Genomic DNA, 12,508 nt, shown 5'->3' with positions numbered 1-12,508 from the left:
ATAAGTCGGTGACTGTCAAACGCTTTTCCCTGAATTTTCGAATAGGCCCCGGATCGCCAGAGCGCTGCCTACAGTGAGCGGCTCAGGTGCGGCCAGGCGGCCCGCAGGTACTGGATCATCGACCACAGCGTCAGTATGGCGGCGGCGTACAGGGTGACAACGCCCAGTTCGGCGATCAGGTGGCCGGGAGGGAAGGCCAGCAGCAGCAGCAGGGCGACCATCTGCAGGGTGGTCTTTACCTTGCCGATCCAGGACACCGCGACCGAACCGCGCTTGCCCATCTCCGCCATCCACTCGCGCAGTGCCGAGATGACGATCTCGCGGCCGATGATCACCAGCGCCGGCAACGTCAGCCAGGCGGCGTCGTAGCGCTCGATCAGCAGTGCCAGCGCCACTGCCACCATCAGCTTGTCCGCCACCGGGTCGAGGAAGGCGCCAAATGGCGTCGACTGGTCCCACTTGCGCGCCAGATAGCCATCCAGCCAGTCGGTGATGGAGGCCAGGCCGAACAGGGCGGCGGCGGTCAGCATGCTGTATTCGAAGGGCAGGTAGAACAGCACCACCAGCAGGGGGATGAAGACGATGCGTGCCAGGGTCAGAATATTGGGAATGTTCATCGATACCGCTGTCCTTGCTGGAGGGGGGCGACAAGAAGCGACGGACGACGTTGGCGCCCGTCAAAGTGGTTCATTCTATCCGTGATACCTCAACTCATCCATGCAGGGCACGATGAATTGTGTCTGCCATGGTGGCGCTGATGCCGGGGACCCGAGCCAGTTCATCGCGGGTGGCCTGCTTGATGCCCTGGAGTCCGCCGAAGAAGCGCAGCAGTTCACGTCGGCGTTTGGGGCCGACGCCGGGGATATCCTGAAGCGTCGAGGTGCGCCTGGCCTTGTCGCGCTTGGCACGGTGGCCGGCGATAGCGAATCGGTGCGATTCGTCGCGGATGTGCTGGATAAGGTGAAGACCCGGCGAGGTCGGTGGCAGCGCCAGAGAGCGATCCACGGTCTCGACAAAGAGGGTCTCGAGGCCAGCCTTGCGGGTGGTGCCCTTGGCCACCCCGAGCAGGATCACGCCGTTGATGGCGAGCTCGGCGAGCACCTCCCGCGCCATGTTCAACTGGCCCTTGCCGCCGTCCACGACCAGGATGTCGGGTAATACGCCTTCCCCTTCGTTGAAGCGCTTGAAGCGACGAGTCAGCGCCTGCTGCATCGCTGCGTAGTCATCGCCGGCGGCGACTCCCTTGATGTTGAAACGCCGATAGTCGCTCTTGCGCGGGCCGTCCTGGTCGAACACGACGCAGGATGCCACCGTGGCCTCGCCGTGGCTGTGACTGATATCGAAGCATTCGAGCCGTTGCGGCGTCTCGTCGAGCTCGAGTGCCTGGCGAAGATCTTCGAAACGTTTGGCGAGCTGGGTCTGGTTGGCCAGTTGGCCGGCCAGTTGCTGCTCGGCGTTGGTGCGGGCGAGTTCACGCCACTGGGCGCGGTGACCGCGGACCTTGTCGGTCATGCGTACCCGGCGTCCGGCATGCTCGCTCAGCGCCCGGGCGATCAGTTCGGCGTCGGGTACGGCGTGGCTGGTCAGCACTTCAGTGGGGATCTCCCGGGCCTGTCCGAGGTAGTACTGGCTGACGAAGTCACCCAGCAGTTCCGGCTCCCCGAGATCGAGGCTGTTGGCGGGGCTGTAGTGCCGCGCCCCCAGCAGACGCCCCTGACGAATCGACAGCACCGAGATGCACAGGGCACCCGGCTGGGAGGCCAGGGCAAAGGCGTCGGCGTCTCCGCTGCCGGTATCCACCACCTGGCGCTGCTGCAGACGGCGCAGATCCTGCAACTGGTCGCGCAGACGTGCCGCTTCCTCGAAGTCGAGGGCCTGGCTTGCGGCCTCCATGTCGCGGGTCAGCTCCTGGCTGACCGATTCGCTGCGTCCCTCCAGGCACTGGATGGCGTGTTCGATGTCGCGGCGGTAGTCTTCTTCGCTGATGTAGCCCACGCAGGGGGCGCTGCAGCGCTGAATCTGATACTGCAGGCAGGGCCGGGTGCGGTGTGCGAAGACGCCGTCCTCGCAGTTGCGGATACGGAACACCTTCTGCATCAGCGATAGCGTTTCGCGCACGGCGCCGCTGGAGGGATAGGGCCCGAAATAGCGGCCGTCATCGTGTCGGGTCCGTGCTCGCTTGTGTTCCAGAGCCGGGAAGGGATGACGGTCGGTGACAAACACGAAGGGGTAGGACTTGTCGTCACGCAACAGGATGTTGTAGGGCGGTCTGAGCTGCTTTATCAGGGTCTGTTCGAGCAGCAGCGCCTCGGTCTCGCTGTTGGTCACCGTGACCTGGATGTCGTGGATGCGAGCGACCAGCGCCTGAGTCTTGGTATTGAGTGCGCCACGGAAATAGCTCGCCAGGCGGGCCTTCAGGCGACGAGCCTTGCCGATATAGAGGGTATTGGACTGGTCATCGAACATCCGGTAGATACCGGGTGATTCGCTGACGGTCTCGAGAAAGCGTCGGGCATCGAAGGTCATGGTCTGGTAAGGCTCACCCTGTCACATCACGTCAGGGAGCTCATGCTACCAGAGCCTGGCGGGGGACGTATCGTCCCCGACGGCACATTGGGTAAGAGCCTCAGGCTGGCTTCTAGTCTTCCTTGAAGCCTTCGACAAGCCCATGCCGCAGCCCCAGGTGGGTCAGGGCGACATCGGAATTGACGCCGAGCTTTTCGAAGATGCGATAGCGGTAGGTGTTGACCGTCTTCGGGCTCAGGAACATGCGATCGGCGATGTCGGCGACGCGTTGGGCGTTGACGATCATCATCGCGACCTGAAGCTCGCGCTGGGACAACTGATCGAACGGATTTTCCTCGTGGTCGATGCGCGACAGTACCAGCCGTTGAGCGATCTCCGGGCTGACGAAGCGCTGTCCGGCGAACACCGCGCGGATGGCCTTGACCATCTCGTCGTGCTGGGAACCCTTGCTGATGAAGCCGTGGGCACCGGCCTCCAGCAGCCGCTGGGCAAAGGCTTCCTCGATAAAGGCCGTCAGCACAAGAATACGGATGTCCGAGGTCAGTCGGCGGATCTTGCGAGTGGCCTCGAGCCCGCCGATGCCCGGCATGCGAATGTCCATCACCACCACGTCGGGATTGAGGCGGCGAGTCTGAGCAATGGCCTCTTCTCCGTCCGCGGCTTCCCCGACGACATTGATGTCCTTCTCTGCATTGAGCAGATGAACGATGCTGGTGCGTACCAGGTGATGATCGTCAGCGACAAGAACCCTGATCAATGCCGATACTCCTGGAAAAGGTGAAAACTGGGATCATGGATTTGACCGAGGCGAGCCAATGCTCATTGCGGGGTCTTCTCATGATGATTCGCAGTAGACTGTCACAAATTGATCCTAAGGGGAATTGGGTCTCAGGGGGGCGACGGCGTTTTCAGCATAGCTGCATTGATAGTGTGCTATATCTCTGATAGCGGAGCGCCGCGGTTTCGGGCGCTTGCCGCCCGGGACTGCTGCATGAGCCCCAACGTCCCGGTTGGCTTGATGTGATGCCACCTGTCGTGTCATTTCATGTTACCAGCCGCAGGGCGGGTGTGCAGTGTCGTAGGCGTGAACCGGGCGCCGCCACGGCGAGACCATGGAGATGGTCGGGCGAAACCGTCATGCGGACGCGCCGGCAGGCTATGCTGAACTTGACCAGCGTCAATGAAAGCACGATTGCGTCCACGACACGCCTTGATCTGGTGCGCGGTGGCTGCGTAGTGCGTCCCCGCGTCCCGATCGAGTCCTCTGGATGGCCAGTCTGGCCAAGGTTGCGCCATGTCCCGTCCCCTGTCTGAACAAGACTCCCTGCTCGCCGACAAGTTGCGTTTTCGCCTGGCGCGCCCCACCAGCGCCTACGATGTCGTTGGCTATCGTTGCACGGGGACACCTTGCGCCCCGCCAGGCGCGCGCGAAGCCGTCTGGGCCAGGGACGACTACCGTTGTCGCTTTTGTGGCTTTCGCAGTGCCAAGTATCAGCAGGCGGTGACCCTGGGGACTGACAGTCGCAATGTCGATGATCTCGAGACGGCCTGTCTGTTCTGTGATCAGGTGAATCGCCTGGACCTGGTGCCTTCCATGCGTTCCGGTGTACTGGTGTGGCTGCCCGGCGTGACCCAGGCGGACCTCAATCGGCTGGCCCCCGTCATTTTTGCAGCGCGCCCCGACAGGCGGCTCCAACTGCGAGCACGCGCCCTGCTTGATCGTGTGATGGAGGCGCGAGCCACCGCCAGAGAACGCTTCGGTAGCGACGATCCACTGACCTTGGTCGAGTTGCTGAGAACGGGGGAAGAAGCGCGAGCGGACGGCCTGATGCAGCAAGGCTTGCGCCTTTTTCCGCTGGATCGGCGGGTCGTCAGTCAACAGGGGCTTTGCTTCAATCAGTTCCCGCAGATTCTGGCGTACTGGCGCTCGAGGAAGGGCCCGCTAGGGGGCGAGCGAATCGCCGAAGCGCTGGCGATGGGCGAATCGCGGCTGATGGCCGGGGGCGGTTCAGATGCCACCGCCTCTTCGGTTCCGTCGTCCTGACGTCCGTAGGTTGGTCAGTCCAGCGGCGCGTGGATGCGCTCGGGCAATCCGGCAGCGATGGGTTCGTCATCGAGCATCTCTATGTTGCCGCTGGCGCTCAGCATGAAGCGGGCGAGAAAAAAGGCGTCGGCATAGTAGAGCGTCGCCAGGTAGCGATAGACGTCTTCGTCATCGGCCGGGTCCTGGCGCGGCGCGTGACAGCTTCCGGCGATGATGGCCTGAATATCGGGATGGACCGGGAGCAGCGGATCCTCGAGCGAATCGACAATATAGAAGGGACCGTCCGGCCCTCTGACGAAGAAGCAGAAGAAGCGCAGGTAGCCGAGCGCATTGGCGGCGCAAAGCTGGATCGGCTGGCGAGCGTTCAACTCGTGGATCGGCGGGGCAGTACCGTTCAGCCGGGTCAGCGGGCGCGGCGCGTGGTCCCCAGCCGCACCTTCCTCGATGAAGTACAGCGCCAGGCCCTGCGTCCAGTCGGGATGTTGCAGGCGTATCAGGGTGGCGTCGGGGTACCAGGGCAGTCGGCAGGCGTCGGCCACCAGTCTGTTGTCGGCGAGATGCTTTCCATCGATACGGCTGCCGCAGGGCCAGTGGGACTCGACAAATGCCGGCCTGCAGCGCCGCCAGGGGTACTGCCAGGGATTGCTTTCCAGCGCCGGGGCGAGAGCGCTGCGGGCAATCGCTGGATCGGGGACCATGTCGTTGGGCGAGGTGCCTGCGGACTGTTCCTGGTCCCCATCCGCCGCAGGGGCGCACAAGGCCGCCACCGCCTTCTCGATAGCCGCGGTGGACTGACCCGCGCCTTCGAGCCAGGCAAGTATCCTGGGGTCGGCCACCGGGCCGTCCTCGAGGGCGCGTCCAGCGTCGTCGCGAGTGCATGTCCGGGTCAGACGGTCGGCATAGACCTGGGCGACGCTGCGTCCGTCGCGGGTTCGCACGGCCGCATCGGCGTTTCGCTGAATCAAGGCCAGCGCCAGTGGAAACTGGCCTAGTGACAGCGCGATCAGCACCGGTGCGTCGCGGTCACGAGTGCTCATGTCAATATCGGCGCCGGCGTCTGCCAGCACGATAGCGATGTCCTTGTAACCGCCTTCGGCGGCCAGTTGCAAGGCGGTGACGCCTGGCTGTTCTGCGCAGGCATCGACCTCTACGCCGGCGGCTGCAAGACGTTCGACCAGGGGCTGACGGCGGTGCTGCACGGCGAGGTGCAGGGGGCGCCAGCCCTCGGCGTCGCTGGCGTCACAGTCTGCCCCCGCCATGATAAGCGTCTCGACCAGGTCCAGCGCGCCGCCGACACAGGCCAGGTGGAGCAGATTGGGGGCTAGGGGCGCCTTGGCGCTTCCTCTTGTGGCAACGCCTGGCTCGGTTGCCCGCTCGATGAGCAGGATCTTGGCCGCCTCGCTCGCGCCCGTGAGGCAGGCGAGCTGCAGAGCGCTCATGGCGTGCTGGTCGAGGGCGTCCACCGATACGCCGCCGAGATCCAGTAATACCGTGACGACCTCGGCTCGATTGGCCAGGGCGGCCAGGTGAAGCGCCGTGCGGCCATCCGGGGTGGTGGCCTGCATGTCGGCCCCGTGGCGAGCCAGCAGCCTGATTGGCTCGGCATGTCCCTGATCGGCGCACAGGTGCACCAGGTTCCAGCCGGCAAAGGGGCCGTGACCAGCCCAGTGCAACAGGGTGTTCGGGTCGCTGCCGGCGCGTAGCAGTACCTCGGCACAGGCGACATGACCGCTGGTCACCGAGGCCTGCAGCGCGGTCTGATGGATCGGTTGCTCTGCCTTGGTGGCCTTTCGATGGTCCCTGCCGTCGAGTTTTGCACGCGTCTGGCAGAGCAGTGCCAGGGTGTCCGGGTGGCCGTGCTCGGCGGCTAGATGCAGTACCGTGCGGCCGTCGCCGATCGTCGCGGCGGGATTGGCCCCGTGCTCGAGCAACAGCTCGGCCACCCTGGTGGCGCCGCGGGCGGCGGCGATGTGCAAGGGGGTGTGTTCGAAGTCGCCGCGCTTGCCTGACGGGACTCCCTTTGCGCCTTCCTTGTGCCAGGCATCCAGTCGTTCCCGGGCGCTGCTGTCCTTGTCCCAGTCCGCGGCGAGGGCGAGGGCATCGAGGGCGGCGCCGTGTTCGATCAGCCAGCGGGCTATTTCCGGATGATCATTGTAGGCGGCCAGGTGCAACGGCGTGGTGTCGTTGGCCAACCTGGCGTCGATCTCGAGTCCTTGGGCCACCAGCGCCTCGGCGGCCTTCACATGATTGCCGCGGGCGGCGAAGTGCAGATAGCTCCAGTGCGTCTGATGGGGGGCTGCCGGGTCGGCCCCGAGGGCAATCAGGTGGCTGATGGTGTCGGCTCGATCGTTGGCGATCGCCTGTTGCAGCGGGGTCTGGCGGTTGGCGTTGGGGAGGTCGGGGCACTGGTCGCGTTGCTGTATCAGGTAGTCGAGCACCCTGTGCTGGCCGGCGAGCGCGGCCAGGTGCATCGGTGTCTGGCCGTGGGGCGCTTGCTGCGCGTCCAGACTGGCCCCGGCTTCCACCAGACGCTGCAGGCAGTCGACGGCTCCTGCCTGTGCCGCCAGGTGTACGGGGCGCCACTGGTCCTCGTCGGCGTGGTCAGGGTCGGCTCCGGCCGCCAGCAGCGGTTGCAACAGGTCGAGACGGTTTTTCCAGACCGCCCAGAAGGTCGCGGTTCGGCCATCCTTGCGCGGCAGGTCGACCGCCTCGGGCCTTCTGGCCACCATTGCCTCGATGATATCGGCGCGCTGGTAGAAGGTGGCCAGGATCAGGTGTGTCGGCTTGCGAGGGCTCTGGGTGACCGCCGCAGCAGGATCGGCTTCCAGCAGCATCAGGGTGAGGCAGAACTCCCGCAGGCGGGCAAGCTCCTTGGTCGATGGCTGGCCTTCGCCGAGCACATCATGCCAGATCGCCAGCACCCGGGCCGCGCGATCCAGGTAGAGCAGGCGATAGGCGTTCCAGCGCGCGGTGTCGGGCGGGCTGGCAAGACAGTGCTCGGCTTCCCCCACCAGTTGACGGACGCATTCGCGTACCGGGCGCTCCCGTTCCAGCCACTCGCTGGCCTGGGGCCAGTGGTGGAGTACCGCCTCGTGGACCAGGCGGACACGCCCGTGGCGTTCATCGATCAGCAGGCGCCGCTCGCGCAACGCCCGGGCCAGTTGAAAGGCGTCTGTGGCATCCGCCGCGGGGAAGACCGTGGCGGGTAACGTAAAATGCTTTTCGCCGACCTGGCGCCAATCCACCAGGCGACGCAGCAGGTCACCGACGACGCTATCCGACCACAGTGCGCCGGACGCCGCCTTGGCCTGCTCGAAGGCCTCATTGGCGAGTTGGGTGATGGCGCCTTCGATACTGTCGTGGCCCTCGGCGTTGGCGGTGTCCAGTACCCACAGGGGGGGCTCCCGCTGGTGGTCGCCCCCGTCGGGGGGACGAGGGTGACCGGTGGTCTGGAAGGCCTCGGAGCCAGACGCGCTCTCGGTGAAACCTGCTCTGACGCTGGTGCCGAGCCCCAGGGTGTCGTCGTCGGCCTGGCGGTCACCACTGCGGCCAACGCTCGTGGTGATACCGTCACCCAGGGACGCCGAGTCAGCGATGGTGGCTTCCTCGGCGAGCCGCAGGCCGTGCTCGTAGAGATTGCGCAGCGCCAGTGACAACAGCGGCAGCAGGCTGTCCTGGGCGTCGCCTCGACCATGATGGCCGCGAATCCGCTGGATATTGTCCTTGAGCCGGGCCACCAGGGCGTCGCTGATGGCCAGGCGTCCGGTCAGCCGAAAGGGCTTGCGAATGATTTCGTCGAGACTGTTGTCTGGAGGAAACGACATCCTCGTTACCTGGCCAGTGGCATGGAGTTCGTTGAGCAGACTGTCACGCTCCACCAGCTCCTGACGGTTTCCCTGGAGAGTGACAAAGATGCCCAGGCGTGGGGCCAGGGCGCGGCATGAATGGGTCGCGTGGAGCCACTGCACCAGCGGATCCCAGAACTCGGCTTCCTGCTGTTCGCCATACAGAGCGTCGACGATCTCCTCGAACTGGTCGAACCCCAGCAGCAGACGAGGAGGTCGAGCCAGGCGCGTGGTGGCGGCGTCCAGCAGCAGACACAACTCCTCGTTCAGGGCTTCGATACGCAGGTCCGTTGACGTCCTGCCCAGCAGACGGCGAGCTCTCCTGGCAGTTGGTTCATCGCACCAGCCGGCGCTTTCCAGGCGTTTCACGATGGCGTCGAAGAGCATCGTCAGCACGCATCTGTCGCCGCTTGCTGCGTCCGTGGCTCGGCTATCCGGGGCCAGGTCGGAAGGGCGCAATATGCAATCAAGGCAGCGATGATCGGCGCTGTCCGCTACCAGGGCTCCGATGATGCCGGCACGCAGGAACGACGACTTGCCCGAGCCGCTTCCGCCCTCGACCCAGACCACGGGGACCCGGTCCTGCTGGTTCCAGCGCTGCTTGAGTTCCTCTCTCAAGGTGCTTCGCTGGTCGGAGCGTCCGCAGAAAAGCGCGTGGTCCCCGACGTCGTAGGACTCCAGACCCTTGAAGGGGTCTCGGTCCGACGCCGTCAGGGCCAGGTTCAGGTCCCGCTCCATGAAACGTCTCAATTCACCGATAAAGGCGTCCTGAGAATCGATGACACGAATGACGTGGCCGCGACGTTGCACGAAGGCAACCAGATTGATCAGTTGCTTGAGCTGCTGGGTGCGGTCTTCCAGTCGCCTGGTGATACAGGCTGAGTCTGTTCCGCACTTGTCCTGGCATTCATGAAAGTGACGATAGTTGCCCCAGGCGGCTTTCAGTGGCTCGGTGGTGTCCAGCAGGTCCCTCGGCCCGACCAGACACAGCAGCAGTGGCAGTGCGCGAGATCCGGCCGATGCCTCCTGGCGCTGTCGCTCGCGGTAGGCCAGGGTGGCCAGCAGTTCAAAGGTGGAACCGGTAAGGGCGAATCCACCACGGTCGGCCCAGGCGTTGTCCCAGGGAATCACCAGGCCTGGGGTATCGCCGCCGTCGTCGGGCTTCATGGGATCGAGGACCCGCAGGTCATCGATGGGGTGCTGGCTTGCCAGAGGGCTACCGACCTTTTCACCGAAAAGGCAGATCACCCCTCTGCAGAGGGGGTCCGAGGGGTGGGGAATCTGCTGCTGGGCCGGCACCGCATCATCGAAACCGTCTTCGGCGGTATCGACCTCCCAGGCGTAGAGCCGAAGGCCGTGATCGTCGGCGGCCTGGTGATGCAGCGTCTCGATCTCGTCCCGGCAGACGCGGCGCAGGTAGGCCACGTCACCGGGTGACGCAAGAAAGATGCTGGGGTTTTCCAGCGACGGAAAAGTGTTTTCAGATGAACCGGTTGAACCGCATGAGCCGGCTGTCCCGGGAGGGGGGAGGTCGGTCGCTGTGGCGTTCGGGGGCTCGCGGGAGACGTCGCTCATGGGCTGGGTCCTGTCCCGGGCGTCAGGCCCACTGCGCCAGCAGTCGATCCAGGAAGGCGGGATCGACCACCGGTGGTGGCGTAGGCTTGGGCCGTGCCGGACTGACTCTGCGCAGACGACGTTGCGGACGCAGCGCCTGGGGCATGATCTCTCGGCTGCTGTCGTGCAAGGGGTTGCGGTCGAACTGGCCACGAAACAGCGGGTCGCTGCGGTATTCCGGTCGCCTGGCCAGGCGTGCCTCGTCGCCGGCGATCAGCAAAAGCATCTCGTCAAAATCCAGGTCGAGCAGCTCCTCCGGGCGCGGGAAGCCGGTCAGGGTCGCCAGGTCCATCGCCGCGTTCATGTTGGGTACGCCAAAGGACTGCACCACCCGACAGTTGTTGAGCATGGTCTGCCAGTCCTGGGGATACAGCTGTCGCAACTGGCTCATGTCCTGCCAGAAGCTCCAGGTCTGCAGGCCGTAGCCGCGCAGCAGGGTGATGGCCTGTCGCAGCTGCGGCAGAGGACCGAGCTGGGGCGCTTCGTCGAGCAGGAACAGGGTGCGCAGCGCTGGCGCCCGGCGTCGGCGCACCACCGCCGCGATCAGCACGCCGATCCACAGTCTCAGCAGGCGGCCGTGGGATTCGAGCTTCTCCGGGGGAATCACCAGGTAGATCGACACCAGTTCCCCGCGGGTGACGTCATCCAGCGAAAAGGTGGAGTCCTGGGTGGCCTCCAGTACCGCTTCGCCGCGCAGGAAGCCGAGACTGTTCTGGGCGAAGGCCATGTAGCCGGCCAGGGTGGTCTCGGCCGGCAGAGTCAGACTGGCGGCGGTGGCTTCCAGGTCCGGATCCTGCATCTGGCGCATGCGCTCGGCCAGCTTGGCCAGCTCTTCGGTATCCTGGCTGACCATCTTGCGTAGCTTGCCGAGCAGCCCCTTGCGCTGTTCCGGCTGGCTTCGGATCAGGTAGAGCAATAGACCATTGAGCACCTGCTGGGCGCGCTGCAGCCAGAAGCGGTCACGGCCGTCGAAGCCGTGTGACTCCATCATCAGCTCCGACAGCATGGCGATGTCATCGAGCTCGGTGCGTGAATTGGGGATGACGATGTCGGTGGGGTCCAGCCGATCCGCCGGCAGGTCGGTGATGCCCATGGGGTCGAGCACGATGACCCTGTGGCCCATCTGGCGGCGACGACGGGCGGTCACCGCCGCGTTCTCGCCCTTGGGGTCGACCACGATCACCGGCCCCGGATAACGCAGCAGGGTGGGGATGATGCAGCCGGTTCCCTTGCCCGAGCCGGTGGGGGCAATGGTCATCAGATGGCCGCTGCCCTCGAACAGGATCGGATCGAGCTGCTCCTGGTTCGCGTTGGTGGTGGGTGCCCCGATGCGGAAACCGAACGGCTGATGAGGCTGGCCCTGCTCCAGCGACCAGCCCACCAGCAGACCGTCCCCCTCCACCGATGACGGCAGGCGACGAGGGGGCAGAGGCGAATCATCCGGTACCAGGGTCATGGTGTGGGGTCCTCGTTGGCAGGCAAGGGGGCTCAGCGCAGGTAAGCTGATTCAGGGCAGGCGCACCGCGCCGATAAAGCGTTCCAGTCGCAGCGGCAGATCGTCGAGCAGGGTGCGGTCCTCTTCCATGTGGACCTCGCCGTCGCGCAGCACCGTGAAGTCGCAGTCCCACAGCGAGCGCCCGTAGACCACCGGTACCTGGATATGCCAGGCGACGACCGGACTGTCGACGTCGCTGTTGAGAGAGCGCTGTTCAGCCAGATCCCCGCTGTGCAAGGTCATGGGGGCTGGCGCGTCGGCTTCGTCGTTGGCGCATACCACACGGGGGGGATAGCTCACCTTGGACAGCGCTTGACGGACCGCATCGAGCGCCTGAGGCGGCGGATCGGCATCGACCCAGGGAAAATAGTCGGCGGATTCCAGCACACGAAAACGGCCGCTCTCGGCACCTCCGATGATGAACCCGGTGAACAGGTGCAGGTATTCCAGCGCCGCGGCCGGGGAGGTGGCAGGATCGCCATAGACACTGTTCAGTCGAAACAGCGCCTTGCTGGTCAGGTCCAGCGGCAAGACACCGCTCTGGCCATAGATGAAGGCGAACAGGCCGGGGCCTTCTTCGGTCTCCAGCAGGACGTCGCAGAGCAGATGGCGGCGATAGCACAACAGTGGCATGGCGCGGATCGCCAGGGCGGTGAAGCACTCGCAGGTGGGCCGGATATCGTCGGCGAGCTGGGCCTGGGTCAGGTCCAGCAACAGCGGCAGACTGTCCTCGGCGGACAGCGTCTTCCAGTCCCCCGGGACGGGCGGCACGCTGGGAAAGGCCTGGTCTGCAGGCGTGAGGTGCTTCTCGAGAAATGTCTCCCAGCGATCTCGGTCCATGCAGGCCTCCGCCTGTATTGGGGCTACCGCTTCAGAAGCCCCGGTGGTGCAGCAGGGGCCGGGGGGCTGTCTTCACCCTAGATAGCCGCCGTCGTCTTGGCAACGGCTTCGGCGCCAATCAGAGCGTCAAAAAACTGGTTCTTC

7 protein-coding genes are annotated in these 12,508 nt (G+C 65.0%); 1 reads left to right on the top strand and 6 read right to left on the bottom strand.

Going from position 1 to position 12,508, the window contains the following annotated elements:
• Nucleotides 1-68: 68 nt before the first annotated feature.
• The 3 genes from pgsA to NKF27_RS11145 form a co-directional block, all read right to left on the bottom strand.
• Nucleotides 69-617, bottom strand: coding sequence for a CDP-diacylglycerol--glycerol-3-phosphate 3-phosphatidyltransferase (gene pgsA, locus NKF27_RS11155; protein ID WP_108133171.1), 549 nt, complete (start codon nucleotides 615-617; stop codon nucleotides 69-71).
• 94 nt (nucleotides 618-711) lie between these two features.
• Entirely contained in the window at nucleotides 712-2,526 is a 1,815-nt protein-coding gene (gene uvrC, locus NKF27_RS11150) for an excinuclease ABC subunit UvrC (RefSeq protein WP_045994189.1), read from the bottom strand.
• A 112-nt stretch (nucleotides 2,527-2,638) separates the two neighbouring features.
• Nucleotides 2,639-3,283: a response regulator gene (locus NKF27_RS11145; RefSeq protein ID WP_045994188.1), complete on the bottom strand. Its 645-nt coding sequence runs from the start codon at nucleotides 3,281-3,283 to the stop codon at nucleotides 2,639-2,641.
• 537 nt (nucleotides 3,284-3,820) lie between these two features.
• Here NKF27_RS11145 and NKF27_RS11140 point away from each other — a divergent pair.
• Complete coding sequence (locus NKF27_RS11140; protein WP_253551643.1) at nucleotides 3,821-4,570, top strand: hypothetical protein; 750 nt, start codon at nucleotides 3,821-3,823, stop codon at nucleotides 4,568-4,570.
• Nucleotides 4,571-4,584: 14 nt separating this feature from the next.
• On the opposite strand, the gene NKF27_RS11135 is transcribed toward NKF27_RS11140, so the two are convergent.
• From NKF27_RS11135 to NKF27_RS11125, 3 genes are read right to left on the bottom strand one after another with little or no spacing between them, the layout of a single operon-like run.
• Nucleotides 4,585-9,990, bottom strand: a complete 5,406-nt coding sequence (locus NKF27_RS11135) for an ankyrin repeat domain-containing protein (protein ID WP_253551641.1) — start codon at nucleotides 9,988-9,990, stop codon at nucleotides 4,585-4,587.
• A 22-nt stretch (nucleotides 9,991-10,012) separates the two neighbouring features.
• Entirely contained in the window at nucleotides 10,013-11,485 is a 1,473-nt protein-coding gene (locus NKF27_RS11130; protein WP_253551639.1) for a type IV secretory system conjugative DNA transfer family protein, read from the bottom strand.
• A gap of 51 nt (nucleotides 11,486-11,536) precedes the next feature.
• Nucleotides 11,537-12,364 carry a hypothetical protein gene (locus NKF27_RS11125; protein WP_253551632.1) on the bottom strand — a complete coding sequence of 276 codons (828 nt, stop codon included), beginning with the start codon at nucleotides 12,362-12,364 and terminating at the stop codon, nucleotides 11,537-11,539.
• Nucleotides 12,365-12,508 lie beyond the last annotated feature (144 nt).

The sequence above is a fragment of the Halomonas sp. DN3 genome, from assembly GCF_024137905.1.
Lineage (GTDB): Bacteria > Pseudomonadota > Gammaproteobacteria > Pseudomonadales > Halomonadaceae > Halomonas > Halomonas litopenaei.
The sequence above is the reverse complement of the archived record's forward strand: the minus strand, read 5'-3'. Positions and strand labels throughout refer to the sequence as shown.